General features: G+C 62.3%; 17 protein-coding genes. 13 read left to right on the top strand and 4 right to left on the bottom strand.

Going from position 1 to position 16,322, the window contains the following annotated elements; genetic code table 11:
- The first annotated feature begins 256 nt into the window (after nt 1–256).
- The 3 genes from dprA (at nt 257) to FBY31_RS21580 (ending at nt 3,483) form a co-directional block, all read left to right on the top strand.
- Entirely contained in the window at nt 257–1,165 is a 909-nt protein-coding gene (dprA, locus tag FBY31_RS21570; RefSeq protein WP_142045757.1) for a DNA-processing protein DprA, read from the top strand.
- 66 nt (nt 1,166–1,231) lie between these two features.
- Nucleotides 1,232–1,543, top strand: a complete 312-nt coding sequence (locus tag FBY31_RS21575) for a hypothetical protein (RefSeq protein ID WP_142045759.1) — start codon at nt 1,232–1,234, stop codon at nt 1,541–1,543.
- A gap of 593 nt (nt 1,544–2,136) precedes the next feature.
- Entirely contained in the window at nt 2,137–3,483 is a 1,347-nt protein-coding gene (locus FBY31_RS21580; protein ID WP_142045761.1) for a ParB/RepB/Spo0J family partition protein, read from the top strand.
- 328 nt (nt 3,484–3,811) lie between these two features.
- On the opposite strand, the gene FBY31_RS21585 is transcribed toward FBY31_RS21580, so the two are convergent.
- Nucleotides 3,812–4,039: a DUF2188 domain-containing protein gene (locus FBY31_RS21585; protein ID WP_142045763.1), complete on the bottom strand. Its 228-nt coding sequence runs from the start codon at nt 4,037–4,039 to the stop codon at nt 3,812–3,814.
- A 448-nt stretch (nt 4,040–4,487) separates the two neighbouring features.
- Entirely contained in the window at nt 4,488–4,880 is a 393-nt protein-coding gene (locus FBY31_RS21590; RefSeq protein ID WP_142045765.1) for a hypothetical protein, read from the bottom strand.
- 253 nt (nt 4,881–5,133) lie between these two features.
- Between FBY31_RS21590 and FBY31_RS21595 the strand changes: the two genes are divergently transcribed.
- From FBY31_RS21595 to FBY31_RS21615, 5 genes are all read left to right on the top strand, one after another.
- Nucleotides 5,134–5,400, top strand: a complete 267-nt coding sequence (locus tag FBY31_RS21595; protein WP_142045767.1) for a glutaredoxin family protein — start codon at nt 5,134–5,136, stop codon at nt 5,398–5,400.
- Between the two features lie 5 nt (nt 5,401–5,405).
- Nucleotides 5,406–6,305, top strand: coding sequence for a single-stranded DNA-binding protein (locus FBY31_RS23500; RefSeq protein WP_235013242.1), 900 nt, complete (start codon nt 5,406–5,408; stop codon nt 6,303–6,305).
- Between the two features lie 304 nt (nt 6,306–6,609).
- A complete protein-coding gene (locus FBY31_RS21605) occupies nt 6,610–6,987 on the top strand; it encodes a hypothetical protein (protein ID WP_142045769.1) in 378 nt (125 codons plus the stop codon).
- A gap of 14 nt (nt 6,988–7,001) precedes the next feature.
- On the top strand, nt 7,002–7,268 hold the full coding sequence (locus FBY31_RS21610; protein WP_142045771.1) for a ParB family protein: 267 nt from the start codon (nt 7,002–7,004) through the stop codon (nt 7,266–7,268).
- Between the two features lie 3 nt (nt 7,269–7,271).
- Nucleotides 7,272–7,559: a helix-turn-helix domain-containing protein gene (locus tag FBY31_RS21615; protein ID WP_142045773.1), complete on the top strand. Its 288-nt coding sequence runs from the start codon at nt 7,272–7,274 to the stop codon at nt 7,557–7,559.
- Nucleotides 7,560–8,089: 530 nt separating this feature from the next.
- On the opposite strand, the gene FBY31_RS21620 is transcribed toward FBY31_RS21615, so the two are convergent.
- Together FBY31_RS21620 and FBY31_RS21625 are read right to left on the bottom strand one after the other, a co-directional pair.
- Nucleotides 8,090–8,392 carry a hypothetical protein gene (locus tag FBY31_RS21620; protein WP_142045775.1) on the bottom strand — a complete coding sequence of 101 codons (303 nt, stop codon included), beginning with the start codon at nt 8,390–8,392 and terminating at the stop codon, nt 8,090–8,092.
- 28 nt (nt 8,393–8,420) lie between these two features.
- The gene (locus FBY31_RS21625; protein ID WP_142045777.1) at nt 8,421–9,092 is read right to left on the bottom strand and encodes a hypothetical protein; all 672 of its coding nucleotides are present in this window, start codon (nt 9,090–9,092) and stop codon (nt 8,421–8,423) included.
- A 270-nt stretch (nt 9,093–9,362) separates the two neighbouring features.
- Between FBY31_RS21625 and FBY31_RS21630 the strand changes: the two genes are divergently transcribed.
- The 5 genes from FBY31_RS21630 to FBY31_RS21650 all read left to right on the top strand — a co-directional run bounded on the left by FBY31_RS21630 (nt 9,363) and on the right by FBY31_RS21650 (nt 16,294).
- Nucleotides 9,363–9,755 (top strand): MobC family plasmid mobilization relaxosome protein, encoded by a 393-nt coding sequence (locus FBY31_RS21630; RefSeq protein ID WP_235013243.1) that lies wholly within the window; start codon nt 9,363–9,365, stop codon nt 9,753–9,755.
- A gap of 2 nt (nt 9,756–9,757) precedes the next feature.
- Nucleotides 9,758–11,389 (top strand): relaxase/mobilization nuclease domain-containing protein, encoded by a 1,632-nt coding sequence (locus tag FBY31_RS21635; RefSeq protein ID WP_142045779.1) that lies wholly within the window; start codon nt 9,758–9,760, stop codon nt 11,387–11,389.
- Between the two features lie 30 nt (nt 11,390–11,419).
- Nucleotides 11,420–12,652, top strand: a complete 1,233-nt coding sequence (locus FBY31_RS21640) for a hypothetical protein (protein WP_142045781.1) — start codon at nt 11,420–11,422, stop codon at nt 12,650–12,652.
- Between the two features lie 58 nt (nt 12,653–12,710).
- A complete protein-coding gene (locus tag FBY31_RS21645; RefSeq protein ID WP_142045783.1) occupies nt 12,711–13,742 on the top strand; it encodes a PDDEXK nuclease domain-containing protein in 1,032 nt (343 codons plus the stop codon).
- A 119-nt stretch (nt 13,743–13,861) separates the two neighbouring features.
- On the top strand, nt 13,862–16,294 hold the full coding sequence (locus tag FBY31_RS21650; protein ID WP_142045785.1) for a hypothetical protein: 2,433 nt from the start codon (nt 13,862–13,864) through the stop codon (nt 16,292–16,294).
- The last annotated feature ends 28 nt before the right edge of the window (nt 16,295–16,322 follow it).

Genomic DNA, 16,322 nt, shown 5'->3' on the forward strand with positions numbered 1-16,322 from the left:
TGTACGTGCCCGTTCCGGCCCGTCTAGCCCCTGTCGTTCCTCCCGGGGCCTGCGCCCCGGGAAAGTCTTCTCCGGCGCTCCTGCGTCGCTGATTTCCTCCGAAGATTTTCCGTGTCTTGCCCTTACGGGTAGACGGGACTCCACGGGCACAGCTCCGCAAGCTTCGCCAGCAGCCAAAAAACAACGGGGGAGAGGGAAGCTGGCCGGTCACCATGATCGCCCCGACACCCCCCACGTCTCTGCAAGGACAAAAACCATGAACGATCGCATTGCACGCGCAGCCCTGACCCGCCTGTTCGAACCAAACGACACGGTTGGGCGGAGCCTTGTCGGCAGGCTCGGCGCGTACGCCGCGCTGCGGCTCGCCACCGGCGCCCAACCCGACCACACCCTCCCGGACGTGACGCCTGAGGAACTGGGCGACGCGCTGAAGCACTGGGCACCCCGCGTGCCGGAGCTGGACCCGGAAAAGGAGCTGGCCACCATCGAACGCCTGGGCGGCGGTTTCCTGATCCCCGGCGATGAGCACTGGCCCACCGGCCTGGATGACCTCCCGGACGCGCCCCTGGGCCTCTGGTACCGCGGCAACATCGGCAACGGGATCCCCGCCCCGTCCAGCTGCGCGGCACTGGCAGGCTCGCGGGACTGCACGAGCTACGGCGCCGCCGTCACCGGTGACATCGCCTACAGCCTCGCCCAGCGTGGAATCTGCGTCATCGCCGGACTCGCCTACGGCATCGATGCCCACGCCCACCGCGCGGCACTGGCCGGAAGCGCCGGCAACGGTCCGGCCACCATCGCCGTCCTGGCGGGGGGACTGGACCGAGATTACCCGTCCGGGAACGCAGACCTCGCGGCCGCGATCCGCGCCAACGGACTCACACTCTCCGAGCTGCCCCCGGGAACGGCACCCACCCGGTACCGCTTCCTCCAAAGAAACCGCATCATCGCCGCGCTGGCCGGAGTGACCTGCGTAGTGGAAGCACGCTGGCGCTCCGGGGCACTGAACACGGCCCACCACGCCGAAACCATTGCCCGGCACGTCGCCGCCGTCCCCGGCAGCGTCCACAGCGCCAACTCGGCAGGATGCCACCGGCTCCTGAAAGAAGGAGGCGCGGCACTGGTCACCGACGCGGCCGAACTGACCGAACTGCTCGCCAGCTGACCCAACCCGGTGGCCGGGACCAACGTCCCGGCCACCGCCCCAGCTTTTGAAGAAGGAAACAGGACCATGACTGATTTTTGGGATGCTGACGGCGATTTCGACTACGAAGCCCACTACGAGGCAGGCCAACGCGACAAAGCGGCCGACACCGCAGCGTCGATCGGCTGCCCGGGAATGACGGATGCCATCTACTACTTCGGCCTGCAGGGCCGGGCAGACTCGACCTTCACGCCCGAACTGCTCTCAGCGCTGGACACATGGCAGGTCCAGTTCGAAAAGAGCGAAACCGCCCCGGCAGACCAGGAAATCAAGGAGCTGCAACGACAGACGGAAGAAGCCACCCGCGCGATCCTGGCAATGACCGACAGCGCCGCATAAGTAGCGGTGTGCTGTTCGCCTCGAGTGGGCGGGCGGTCCGCCGCAGGTGGCTGGCCCGGGTCGGTGATTGCCGGCGGCGGACCGCCAATCCCGCAACGGCCAGGTGCCCGGCGGCGGCCGCCGGCGGCAAGCCTGGGCGGGAGCCGGGTTGGGTTGTCCGTGGACCAGGGAGTGAAGTGCATGCTCGCAGGGCTCGCCCTGGTTTTCGCTGCGCTCCCACCAGTTGACGGGCGTCCGCTGGCGCGGCCGGCTGTTGGGTCCAGGGCGTGCTGTCGCAGAGCTCCGGACCCCCCGGCCCTGTGTGTCTACGACGTTTTTTGGCTGCTGTCCTTCGGATTGTACGTGCCCGTTCCGGCCCCTCTAGCCCCTGTCGTTCCTCCCGGGGCCTGCGCCCCGGAAAAGTCTTCTCCGGCGCTCCTTCGTCGCTGATTTCCTCCGAAGATTTTCCGTGTCTTGCCCTTACGGGTAGACGGGCCTGCACGGGCACAGCTCCGCAAGCTTCGCCAGCAGCCAAAAAACAACGGGGGGAGAGGGAAGCTGGCCGGTCACCTGAGCCGCCCCGACACCCCCACGTCTCTGCAAGGACAAAAACCATGACCGCAACACCCACGCTCGAAATGCTCGACCCCGCCACCCTGACCGTCGATATCAACGTCCGCAAGGACGCGGCCCTGACTGCTGATTTCATCGCCAGCATCAAGGAACACGGCGTGATGGAACCCGTGATCGCCCACCGCAAGGACGACGGAACCGTGCACGTCCTGATGGGCCAGCGCCGAACCCGGGCCGCCGTCGAAGCAGAGCGGACCCTGATCCCGGTGATGATCATCGACTCACCCGAGGAAGCAGAACGCATCGTCACGCAGGTGGTGGAGAACATCCAGCGCGCCGAACTGACCGAAGCCGACGAGGCCGACGCCTACCACCAGCTGTCCCTGATCGGCGTCTCGGCGGCTGCGATCGCCAAGAAGACCGGACGGACCAAGACCACTGTCGAAAGCGCCCTGAAAGCCAAGTCCACCGAGACCGGAGCCGCCGCCCTGGGCAAGGGATACACCATCGAAGAAGCCCTGATTCTGGCCGAATTTGAGTCAGACGAGGAAGCCACTGCCGAGCTCGAGTCCGTCATCATGGACGAACCCGACATGCTCCTGCACGTCACCCAGCAGCTGCGCGACAAGCGCGACCGCGCCGCCGCACTGGCCGCCCTCACCGCCGAGCTCGAAGCAGCCGGAACCATCGTTGTTCCCGAATGCGGGTACGGGGAGGACAGCGAAACACTCCGCGTCACGTCCCTGAAAAGGGCAGACGGGGAACCGGCCACCGACGAGGACGGCAACGCCGTCTGCATCGAGACGGACTATCGCGGCGAGCACTCCGCCGTCGCCGTCGTCACCGGCTGGAAAGACCTCGGGTTCACGCTCCGCTATTACAGCGGCTACGGCACCTCATCGGCTCCCAAAGGCCCCATGACCGAGGAACAGAAGGCCGAACGGAAGACCCTGATCGAGAACAACAAGCTGATGCAGTCCGCTACCGTGGTCCGCCGCGAATGGGTCAAGAACCTGCTGGCAAAGAAGCAGGCACCCAAGGGCTGGCAGTACTTCACCGTTCACGCGATCACCCACCACGCCGAAACCGCCAGCGGATACGAGGGCAAGGTCGCCGCCGAGATGGCCGGAGTGAAGGTCGAAGACTCCAACCAATGGGCATGGAACCCGCTCAGAGACCACGTTGCCAAAACCACCGCACGACCCGATTTCGCACTGATTGCCCTGATCTGCGCCGGGTACGAAAAGACCATCCAAAAAGACTCGTGGCGCTCACCCAGCCAAACCCACCGGGACTACCTGAACCAGCTGGTCCTCTGGGGATACACGGCAAGCGAGGTCGAGCAGATCATCATCGACAGCGGCGAAAAGACCGAGTCGGTCGGTTAGACCACGGCGCCTGTGCCGGGTGGCGGTTCCCGAACCCCGCCCGGCACAGGCCCCAACCCGATCACCACAGGAAGGCCAGGAACCTTCCAGAAGTCGGGCGGTCCGCCGCCCAGGGCGAACCACAGTACCCACTCACCAGCGGCGGACCGCCGTGATCGCAACACCCAGGATTTAGGACAGGAGCCGCGCTGCAGCAACGACGCTGTGCAGGAACGCGGCCACCACGTCAGCTAGACTGACCACAGATTTCTTGCAGAGAAACCCGAAAGGAGCCGGCACATGCCGGCTCCTTTCCGGGTTAACCAGGAACCCGAGTCCCCGCGTCAATTCAGCCCGGGACATTCCTCGGATCGTTGCCATAGCTGTTCTTGGAGCTGATCTGGCCGTCCTGGTTCTTGATGACGTGCTCGACCTTGTCGGCCTGGGCCGCTGCCCGACCGGCAGTCACCGCATCATCCTTGGTGCCGTAGCCGGCACCGAACGCGCGGTCAGTACCCTCGCGCTTGTTCTTCCATGAACCGTCTTCGTAGTACGTCTCGATATCGCCCTGAGCCACTGCACACTCCCTCTGCCGTTCGGATCTACTGCGCAACTGCGGATAGCGAAAAGCCCCGCAGCACTTGGAACCGCGAGGCCTTCCTGACACCCTCCGCCCGATGGGGGCAGGCGGAGAAGCTGACACCAAACTAATAGCAAGCCTGCTTACTTTTCAAATCACGAACCGCTAGAACCCGGTGCGGGCACCTTTCCCATAGTCCACGCCATGCACTGCCGGCACCCGGACCGCTATGGTCGACATTCCTTCAGCAGGGACGACACAGGAATGCACAGCGGGGCACCGCTGGGTCCAATACGGAACCACTCTCGGGGGCTGGCTTCTAAGGCACAGGGGGCTGAGATCCTGGCGAACCTGCTGGAATGACCACAGTCGCCGGCGGCGTCACTCGTCTTAGCGTCTACTGCATTCCGGCGGGGGTTTGCCGGGTCTTGACGGTGTCGGTCACTTACTTGACTCCTAATTTGCACGCGATTCTGTTGGTATTGATGGGGCCAACCAGCGCCGTGAGCTTCGGTGTCAGGATGTCCATGCGGTCGATGTAGGCCTGCAGGCCGGCCGTGTCCCGCTTCCCTGCTGCCTGGATGGCTTCCCTGCCGTAGCCCTCCGCATCACTGGCGTAGCCAAACGCCTCGTCGGCCAGTCGGATGAAGTCAAGGCATGTCTGAGGGGTGACCTCCTTCTCGACGGTCTTGGTGACGACCCTATCGACAGGCTTCTCCACCACCTTCTCGATCTCAACGGTCTTGGCGGAGGTGGATTGGGCGCCGATGCCGAACGTCAGCACCAGAGCGCCGACGGCGCCTGCCACCTTCAGCCCGGTCTTGATGAATGGGGTCACCTAGTAGCTCCTGTTCTCTTGTAATGCGAACGGCGAACGAGTGGCTGCAACCCTTTTGGAAGGCCCCGAGACTGACGCTAGGTCTTGCGAATAGAGCGCACAATTGTCTTGATCAAAAACTCGGAGAACATTTATGAAAACCCCTAAATGGGCGGGTAAAAATCCTATTCATTCAGTTGAATGACTGCTAAAATTGAGGTAGCAAGTCACCCAGACGAACGAAACTCATTTGATACGAAACCAGGTGCTGAAAATGACTGCGTCACCCACCGCTTACACGGTCTACACCAAGCCCGACTGCCCGAACTGCGAGAAGACGAAGGACTACTTCGACTCCAAGGGCATCACCTACACGACCGTGGACATCACCGAAGTGCCGGCAGCGCTGGAGTACATCACCGCCGAACTCGGCTACTCCCAGGCTCCCGTCGTCGTGAACAACTCCGACGACCAGGACCACTGGTCAGGCCTGCGCCGCGACAAACTCGTCCACGCGGCCATGAGTCACAAGGCGGCGTGAGAACCGTGACGACACTTCGCCCGGTCATCGGGTTCAAACTCAGCCCACGGATCCCGTTGGAGGTGGACCTGTTCCGGCAGGTCAACCCCAGCGGCAGGATCTACCCCGACATTGTGGAACCCTATGTTGTAAAACCCGCCATCGTGGAACCCTGCATTGAGGACCTGTACGAGGGCTTCTACGCCGTCCCAGACAAGGCAGGGGATGACCGGTACCTTGAGGCGATCAACCGCGCCCCGCTCGGGGAAGGCGGGCTCTGGGACGCACACACTGCGAACCAGTACCAACTCAACGACCTCACCCACGAAGAGCCGGGTGGGACCGAACCTCAGAGCGAACCCACAACAGACACCGAGAACATCACCAGCACACGAGGAAAAGGAATCATCATGGCCGGCGAAACCACGATTACTGTCATTGGAAACCTGACATCAGATCCAGAGCTGCGCTTCACTCCGAGTGGGTCGGCCGTAGCGAACTTCACCATCGCTTCAACGCCCAGGACTTTCGACCGTCAGTCTAATGAGTGGAAGGACGGCGAGACTCTTTTCCTCCGGGCCAGTGTGTGGCGGGAAGCAGCGGAGAACGTGGCAGAGTCCCTGACCAAGGGCATGCGCGTCATCGTCACCGGGCGGCTGAAGTCCCGGTCCTACGAAACCAAGGAAGGCGAGAAGCGCACCGTGATCGAGCTCGAAGTGGACGAGATCGGCCCCTCACTCCGCTACGCCAACGCCAAGGTCAACCGCACGCAGCGCAGCACCCAGGGTGGCCAGGGGAACGGCTTCCAGGGCACCGGCAACAACCAGCCACAGACCGGCCCGCAGGATGATCCCTGGGCCGTGCCGGCCAACAGCAACGCCGCCGGCGGATGGGGCAACGGACCCGACTCCGAACCCCCCTTCTAAGCAGTACAACCGTCGGGGTCAGCAGATACGCTGGCCCCGACAGGCACCCCCATTAACTTCCACGATGGGATCCAGAATGGCCGAGCACTTGCCCACCTTCGAAGATATGCGTACACGGGCGTTCGCACTCCTGGGCGACGTCGAAGATGAACTCCGCTCGGACTGGCGTCCGGGAGCTGGCCCGAACCATGAGCAGGCTGACCTCTGCGGGACGCGCGCCGCGCCATCCGCGATGCAAAGGCAGCCCTCGACCGGGCCGCCAGGGCCGGCTACTAACCCAAGACCACGAACAAAGGAAACAACGATGACGCACGCAGATGACCTCCGTGCCTGGGCAAGAGGTTCGTACACCACGGAGGCGGCAACGGAGCTGTTGCTGAAGGCCTTCGGAGGCCGTTTCGCAGAGGTCGGTAATCCATGGGTTCATGCCGCAACCACCAGCGAGGAGGGTTACCGGGAACACGCCTGGATTGACTTCGCCGCGATCCAGGAAGAGGCCGGCCCGCTCTCGGGCGGGGAGCGCCGCTTCCTGATGCTGGCTGCCTCCCTGGCCGCGATCGCGCATGCCGGCGGCAGTCACCAGCACTCGGATATCCGCTTCAACGAGGACGGAACGATGTCCCGGGGGAAGGGCCACCTGGACAGCCTGCACCCTTGGCCGCTGGCGTCGCGTGCCGTCTAAGGCAAAGCACGTTGATGGCGAAAGCAAAGAAGCTTCCCGCGTTCACGCCGTACTACACCGAGGACCAGGCGGGGCAGGTCCGGGCGGCGTTCAAGGCAGCTGGCCTGCAGGAGGGCGACGCGAGCGTTTCGGACTTTATCGTGCGGGCGACCATGCGTGAGGTGAAGCGTCTGCAGCGCAAGTACAACGGCGGTAAGCCGTGGCCTCCGGTGCAGGCCGGGGAGCTGCGGCGGGGGCAGAGGACGATGGATGAAATGCAGCACCGAAACGAGGAAGCTTAGGCGATGGGTCAGTGGACTGAAGAAGCGAACAAGACCGGGGTCCGGACGTCCCTGCCGTTCCCGAAGATGCTGACGATGGACGAGGTTCAGGAGATTCTGAACCTCGGTAAACCGATGGTCTACGCGCTTGTGCGAAGCGGCGAGTTGAGGGCGGCAAAGTTTGGGCCCCGCGGGATTTGGCGCATTCGGGAAGATGACCTGGCCGCGTACATAGATGCCGCTTACGCGAAGACAGCGGAGCAGATTGCCTCGGGCCAACTCCCCGAGGGCGACGCTCAGGCGGAGGACTAACCCGCGCGCGTTTGAGGTAGGGAAGGGCGGCGCCTATGACGGGTGCCGCCCTTCCTCTGTTTCTATCCCAACCAACTTCTTGTGAAGCCTCTTGCTGCGGCTGGTGCCATTGCTTGGATCACGCGGGCCGGCGGAAGGTGGTGGCGGTTAGCGCCGCCCTGCAGCTTGTGGTTGTCACCGCCCTGTACCGGCCCTGCAAGCCCCCCTGTGCCATAAAAGCCAGACCAAGTGAGCGGTTCAGTATGCACCCAAGAATGCCCCGCTGGGTAGTCCTGTGTCGTCCCTGCTGAAGAAAACCCAGCCGTCCCTTCAGGTGCCACGGCAGCGCAGGTCTTGGACCATGGGGAAAGCTGCCGCTGTTGCGCTGCTACTTTCCAGGCTGCGCACATTCGCCGGTCCCCGGTGGTGAGGTTCCTGCCTGCGGTGACCTGGCGTCTGTGTGCAGCCGGTCAGCTGGGTCCCGTCGTGCACATGTGTGCGGGAAAAGCCCGGAGGATTTAGCTTGTGCCGTGCCCATTTGTGCGAGGGGCTTAGTTCTCCTGGGCGTCGTTTGCTTGCGCCAGGCTGGGGGTGTCTGAGGGCTTGGCCTGGGCTTTGCGGCGGCGGCCGGCTGCGGCTGGTTCCAGGCCGAGTTTTTTGAGTTCGTCGGGGCTCCAGCCGTCGCGGGTGGCTTTGACGTATGCGCGCTTGTCGTCGCGCTCGGCGGCGGCAAGCTGCTCCTTCAGATCGGTCACGCGCTGGCGTGACTGGACGAGTTGTTCGACGGACTTGATGCGCGAGTCCAGAAGCGCGCGGGCCTGGTTCTTTGTGGCTTCGATGTTGAGGTTCGCCATGTGGGCTGGTGCCTTTCAGGTGAGTGGTTTAGCGGTCAATCGTGTTGGCGGTCTTCGCCGATGAGATCGGAGGCGCTGGTTGTGGGGTGTGTGGTTGGGCCGGGTTGTTCTGGAGGGCTGCTGAGGCGTGGCTTGGGAAGGACAGCCCTGCTGTTCTGAGTGACGGCGGGAGGCTCGGTTCGACGAAGGGCCCTGTCCCGTTCTGGGCGTAGCCCAGGGCTTGGCTAAGTGTCGTTCGTCCATAAGCGGCGGTGGCTTGCGCGGGGGTGGGCATTTGCGCGGCGACCTGCCGCGCCAGTTCGTGGGCATGGTGCTGTTTCTGTGCAGGGAGCACCTTGGCGATGGTGGACGCCAGGTCGGGGATTAAGGATGTTTGGGCCGGCGTGAGCGGCTGCAGCTGGTCGGCGGTTGAACTGGGCACATCGACGGCGATGCGGACCACGTCTCCGTCCCACACGAGCTGGGCCTTGGTGTGAGTGAGTTCTTGTAGGTGGCGGGTCGCTATTGCATCGATGCTGGCGGCAGCGTCGTAGATGTCGCCGCCGAGTTGCTCTGTGGTGTCGTTGAGCAGTCGCTCGCGGCGGTCTCCCTGGTCGACTTTGAAGTCAACAACTATGCGGCCACCGCCGCCCTCGGGAGAGGGCTGGTAGGTCACGTGACCTTCGCGCAGTGTGTTGTTGGTTGAGTCCTGATGCGTCATGGTTCCCCCTAGGCATTTCGCTTCTGAAGTCTCCAGCCTAGGCGTCCTACGCTGGAGCGCTGGGTAAGCAATCCAGCGCGTCGTCCCTTCCGTGAGACGACTTTCCGCAGGTGAAGGGGTAAGGCAACCGAAGCGGAGCAAGCTATACATTTACACGGGTGTAAATGGCGTGTCGCTTCCGGCCCTGTGGTTGTTTGCTTGGCACACTGTTCGTGTGGTCCCCGGTTTCGGGGTCGCTGCGCTGGGCCGTTTGAGGGATGGGGGGAGCGCGTGTCTGAAGGAGATGAGCTGCCGCGGTCCCGTCTTGCGAAGCGGCGGCGTGCGAATTCCCCGGCGGGGACGAAGAAGCGCCGCGATGTGTGGGTGACCGCCGAAGAGGAAGCAGCCCTGGTCGCACGGGCTGCGAGGGAGAAGGTCACGGTCCCGAACCTGCTGCTGACCGCTGCTTTGTCGGAGTCGTCGGAGACGCCGACGGAGCGCAAGGCGGCGATGGCTGAACTGATGGCGATCCATACGTTGTTGGCGCGGGTATCGAACAACGTGAACCAGATCGCCCGGCATGCGAACGCGGGCGATGAGTTCCCTCAGGATGCCAAGGCGGCGCTTGCGTATGTGCGTGAGGTTGCGATGCGTATTGACTGGACGATCGAGGGGTTGATGTAGGGATGATTCCGAACATCACCCGCGGCTCCCGGATGTCCGGGCTCATGCTGTACCTGGCCTCCACGGATACGGGTAAGACGAAGAATGCCCACACCGACCCGCACCTGGTGGCGGGGGACGCGGCGATTATGGCGTGGTACGACGACGGTGTCCTGGACAAGGACGATGCGGTGGCTATCGCGAAGCATTTGGACCAGCCCCGCAAGGCCTTCGGCGTGGAGGTGCTGCAGAAGGATTTCCGTTGGGACCCGGTCAAGAAGGAACGGGTGCCGAACGGGCATAAGCAGGCCGATGTGTGGCACTGCTCCCTGAGCCTCCGTGCTGAGGAAGGCGCCCTGACTGATCAGCAGTGGGGTGACATCGCGAACGACTTCGTCGATGCCATGGGTTTCACCGAGGCCAGCGGAAAGGCGCAGTGCCGGTGGGTGGCGATCAACCACGGGACCAGTGAGAACGGGAACCACCACATCCACATCGCCGTGTCCCTCGTCCGCGAGGACGGTACCAAAGCCTCCACCCACGGCGACTACAAGAAGGCCCAACTGAGCTGCCGGGAACTGGAAACCAAGTACGGCCTCGAAGAGCTCTCCAGCGTGCACGCAACCCGCGGCTACGATCAGGCCGAGAGGGCCACCGCCGTCCGGGACGACCGCGAAATGCACCGGGCATCGCTGGCCCGCAAGGTGCGTGCCAGCGCCAGCGCGTCGGCGACAGAAGCGGAGTTCGTTCGACGTGCCCGGGACACCGGGCTGCTGGTCCGGCCGCGCTACGCGAGGAACACCACCGACGTCATCGTCGGCTATTCCGTCGCGGAGCGCCCCAGACCGGGAGACCGCCCGATCTGGTTCGGCGGCGGCACACTGGCGTCTGACTTGAAGCTTGGTGTGTTGCGTGAGGAATGGCTGGATTCTCCGCACCTTGCTACCGAGGCTGCGGCGGAATGGAACGCCGCCGCGCGTAACAAGCGCAAGGTTTCCAAGACCGGTCCCGAGAACGCAACGCCGTCAGAAGATGTGTGGGTGGAGTACACGCGCAACGCAACGGCGCTGGTTGAAAAGCTGCGCGTCCTGCCGCGGGATGACCACGCGACCTGGGCGAAGGCAGCGCGGGAAGTATCAGGGGCATTCGCGGCATGGTCACATCGGCTGGAACCCGCGCCCGGACCATTGGCAGCGACCGCTGCCGAGTTATCCCGGACCGCACAGCTGCGCGCACCACGCCAGTACAGCAAACCCGTAGCACTCCCGTCTATTGCCGGGACAGCGATGTTGTTCATGGCGGCGTCAAGCGAGAACAAGACAGCTGCCCAAGCCGCCCTGATGCTGCAGCTGGTGAACACCGCTTTTGCCATCCACGAGATGCACCAACAATCCGGACGGACACGGGAGGCGCAGCGGATCCGCGCCGTGGTGACCGAACAACTGAAATCCTTCGCGGCGACAATGCCCAAGCCGGTCGGTGTGGGCGCGCCGGAACAAGCCGCACCAGAACAGACGCCGGTGCCGAAGTCCGTGGAACTTGGTCTCCGCGGTATGGCCCCCATCCGCCCAGGTTCTGCAGTACCGACCACTCCGACACCGGCGAAAACTCACCAACCCACGGGGGGCGAATCCGGCCCTGTGCTCGACCGATAAAGAATCACAGCAAGTGCAAGGGGGAATACCATGAGTGAATCAGATGGAATTGATGATGTCCTGGACGGCGGAATGCGCCAGTCGCTGTTGATCGCCTCGCGGATTGCCGAAACCCTGGCCCGCCGGCGGCAGGAATTGCTGCGGCAACAGGAACAGCAGGATGCCCAGGCAGCGCATGAAGCGCGGGCACAACTTGCTGCCCAACGCAGCGCCGTACAGGCAGCTCTGTCGCCGGTGGAGAAGGATCAGTGGTGGGACAAAGCGCAGCCCCATGACATTGCTACCGTCCATGCTGTGGCGGAAGGGTGGAAAGACCATGACCCGGTCGCGTTGGGGGCCGCGGAGCGAATCCGGCACGAAGTCCTGAGCCGCTACGGAATCGACACCCACGACGTCGGCGCCGACGCCGCCTACCTGGAGTCTGGTATCCAGACCATCACTGCAGAAAGGGCCCGGCTGGAGGCGCTGGCACTGAGCCAGGAAGAGACGCGCAAGGCAGCCGCCGAACACGAGAAGGCCATGCAGCTCCTCGCAGCGGCCCGGGTTGAAGAACTCCGCGTTCAGGCAGAGAAACTGGCCGCGGAAATGGAGCGCTACCAGGTGCCAGTGGAGTACCTGGCCAACACTGAGCTGGCGCAGGCGCTGCGGAGGGCACACAACGCGAAAACCCCGAAGGCAGTGGCCGCTGCCGACGAGGACATCAAGGAACGGATGTTCCTGATCGGCAAGGACGGCATTAACGGTCCCGACCTTGACCAGCTGCGAAACGAAACCACAGCCAGCGTCAACGGCGCCAACGAGTCCCACTTCGAAGATCCCGAGTTCGTCAAGGCCGCCAAGGAGATGCATGAAGCGAAGCTCCTCGCCGAGGGGGGCTTCAAGGGCTCTCAATGGATGTCGCTGGAGCAGCGGTACGAACGGGCCGAGAAAGAACTCTTTGCCCGCCTTGAAGGGGTCGGCCGTGAGATCGAGAATCGCGTGACCGCCAACGATTCCAACCGGCTCAAGGATCAGGGTTTGAAGGCTGAAAGCACATCGGCCGCGGACTATGGCTCAGCGGAGCGCCAAGAAGCATTTGCCGCGTCCCTGGCCACTACCGGCGCCAATGAAACCCAGGTCCGGGGCCGCGCCGCTGCAGAGCGCAGCGAGGGCACACACCCCAGCGGAGCCGTGACCATGGGCAAAGGCGCAGCCAAAGCCAGGAAGGCCCGAGCGGGAGCATCGATGGGGGCAGAACGAGGTAAAGGCGGCCCCGGTCGCTAAGCCGGCTCTGAGAGGGAACGGCCGGGCCATGTCGGTGCCCGTCGATAGGATCGAACTCATGACTGATGCCGGCGACCTCGCCCTGCCCAACGGCTACACCGACCTCCTCAGCGAGCTCAAGAAGCGGGTGCGGGCTGCCCGTACCCAGGCGATCCGCACCGTCAACACCCAGCTCATTGCACTGTACTGGTCCATCGGGAAAACGATCCTTGAGCGGCAAGCTGTTGAAGGGTGGGGGAGTGGGGTCATCGGCAGACTGGCCGAAGACCTGGGAGCTGAGTTTCCCGACATGAAGGGCCTGTCACGGTCGAACCTGCAGTACATGCGCAGCTTCGCCGACGCCTGGCCGGCATTCGATCCAAATGTCCCACAGCCTGTGGGACATTTGCCGTGGGGCCACATCCGCACCATCCTCGACAAAGGGCTCGACGAGGAGGCAAGGGACTCGTACGCCGCCGCTGCCGTGGAGCATGGCTGGTCCCGCAACGTCCTCATGAACATGATCATGAACAAGACTCTGGAACGCACAGGTGCCGCGCCCTCAAACTTTGTCCAACGCCTTGTTGGACCGGACTCAGAGCTCGCCCAGCAGGTAGCCAAGGACCCCTACAGCTTTGAATTCCTCGGTCTCTCAGGCGAAGTGGCCGAGCGGGATCTTGAAAACGCCCTCACCAGCAGAATCACCGAAACCCTCCGCGAGCTGGGCCCGGGCTTCGCCTTCGTCGGCAGGCAAGTCCACTTCGATGTCGACGGTGACGATTTCTACGTCGACCTGCTCTTCTTCCACATCGAACAATCCCGCTATGTCGTCATCGAACTGAAGACCGGCAAGTTCCAACCTGAATACGCCGGCAAACTCAACTTCTACGTCGCCCTCGTCGACGACGTCCTCCGCCGCGAACACCACAACGAAACCATCGGCATTCTCATCTGCGGCACGAAAAACGACCGCAGCGTAAGGTACAGCCTCGGACGCTCCACGTCACCCATGGCAATCGCTGCATACACCTACGACAAGCTCCCCGCAGAGGAACAGCAGGCCCTCCCCGATGAAGGACACATTGTGGCAGCCTTGGAATGGGCAGAATGAAAATACGCCGACTAGTAAGTCCACGGCGCTTCAACACTCCAGCATTTTGGTCGCGACGGGCACGACGAATCGGTCGAAAACGTCGAAGGGCCATTTATTGGACGGAGTTTGTGCACCGGGTGGCCGATCGAAAAAAGGCCTTCACCGCTGTACGGCATCTCTTCGTATCGAGCTTAGGATCGCTCCTGCTGGTAGGCGGCGGGATCGCTTTACTCGAAGTCACTGCAAGTGTCGTTCGTAACGTCGTAGGGGATCAGAAACTTCCAATCCTTAGTGCCCTTGATTCATCGAGCGACGGAAACGTATCGGCGTTCGTAGGGGCCGGCGTTGCGATTGCCGCTACTCTGCTTGGCCTCTACTATGCAACGGTCGGCGTTGTGGCCTCGACCATCTATCGGGACGTCTCTGGCGAAGTACGAGATCTCTTCGTCAGGGAGCGAAATGGCGAAATCTATATACGCTCGCTCGTACTCACCCTCGCTGGCGGGCTTGTCCTCCTGGTGATGCGTGCGCTCGGCTACAACGCCACGGGATTGACGCTACTCGGCATGGCTGCATTGGCCGTCATGACGTCCGTGTGGCTGATGATTCTTGGTCAGCGGCTGTTTGGCTTTTTCGATCCCTCACTTCTCAGTCGTGCTCTATCTGGTCAGTTACTGCACGCGATGCGTACCGCTTCTGACCCCAAATCACGGGGCAATGACGTCCGCCAGACCCGTGCCCAGTACGAGGCAAAGACGAGCCCGGCAACATATGTGGACATCGTGCATCTAATCGAAGGTTCCACCCTCCGAGACGCTCGAGCTCCCTTGGCCATAACACAGCAACTGCTAGCAATCCTGACCGCGTACTCCGTGACTAAGGATGCCATTCCTACTGACAGCAAGTGGTGGAATCAAGTGCCTAAGCATCACAACTGGCTCACTATGGATCCCACCAGACTTGATATAGCTATCCGGACTTCCACCGGGTTTGATCCTGAAACTGAGCCCGATTATCTATGGCTCGAGAAAAAGATTGCGGAGTTATTGCAGGTTACGCTGGGGGCTGCTTTCCGTGCCAGAGGTGGAGCGGATGCCCTTGCCACGGCTGACTCCGTTCTTTCCCTTGTCGTAAACCTAACTGCTCGGTTGCAAGTCGAGGAGGCCTTGGCTGTCGAAGTCGCTTGGAGCAAAGCTGTGGCTAGCATCGCTACTTCGCAGGAGGCCGGCAGCGATGCCATCTCGGGATCGACAGTCAAGCTTAACCAGATGGCAGCTGCTGAGCGCTTGGTGCTTCCGCTAATTCACATGTGGCTTGGCCTCGTCCACGCGGCCGAAGCTCTGCAGCAGCGCGACCTGCCTCATGAGTGGAGCTTGGCGCTTGATGATCCTTCTGCCCTTTACAAGGGACAACTCCCAACGGCCACTCGCCACCTACTTGAACAGTTCGCTGCTGCTATTGCACGCGAGAAACGCGTAGAAGGTCGCGTCGTAACTCCGGGTTGGTGGACAAGCCATTACGCAGCCCGAAGCATGACGGAAGCACTGCTGCAAACTGAGACCGCCTTGCTCGACGCGGTTCATTCGCGGACCTTCGACCGGCTGGCGCAATTTCGCTCTGAAGGCCGTGAAGACCTTGCTGCTGTAGTCGGAATGGCTTCACTGGAGCTGCTCCACAAAATCGAGGTTCATCGAGGAGCAGTCCGAGCGGCAGAGCAAAAGCTGGCGAGCTACCGGAACCTCAATACCGATAACGAACAGTGGCCTGAGCAAACGGTGAATTCCCTTGACCCTGCCTCGGACCGCCGCCGCATACTGCGAGAACTAGCCATAGCGATACCTGCTCTTCGCCGTAATCAATTCGATTCGCAGGAGCCCGACCTCTACGGCCAGGCGTACCAATTCGTCTTCAATGGCGCCTTCGACGCGATACTTGAGGGTCAAGATGAGGCTGCCATTGCCCTTTATGAGGCATGCTTCTTGGAGATGGAGCATGCCCGTAGACGACTGATATCGGACTTAAAGAATCTAAATACACAGTCTCGAGTTACCTATTCCGCTGAACCACTTATCGGGTGCATGGAACTCTCTGGTTATGCACTACTGATGCAGGAGGTTGATGGCAGAGGAATATGGCCGGTTATCAAGCAAGGCTGGGATAACCTCTTTGCCACTAACGAGCAGGCCCCCGAGATGCTCATGGCCGCGGCCAGCCTTATTGACGAATCGTTCGCTATGACAGCCGGAGGACTAGAGCGAAGCCGGAGATCAGCGGTTTTGAACGATCTGTTCGAGCAGCGGGGGATCCGAAAGGATGGCTGGGACAACTTTGCTGGAAAGCGTGAACCGCCGCATCCAAGCCCGATCGTCTCTGCCCTGGTTCCATCTGCCTACGGGATACACGACGATCTTCACACCCTTTTTATCGCCGAGTATCTAGTTGGCCACCTACCTGAAGGAACCGACATCGGGCACAGGGTTGAATCACTACAAAAGCAAATCGGTCGGTATCGCTCGGAGAGCACTCGGCGCTCAGAACCGGAACCAGGACAGTCCAATGTACGGGGATGATTTTTTCGAAGGCCTAACAAGTGCACGG

The sequence above is a fragment of the Arthrobacter sp. SLBN-100 genome, assembly GCF_006715305.1.
Lineage (GTDB): Bacteria > Actinomycetota > Actinomycetes > Actinomycetales > Micrococcaceae > Arthrobacter.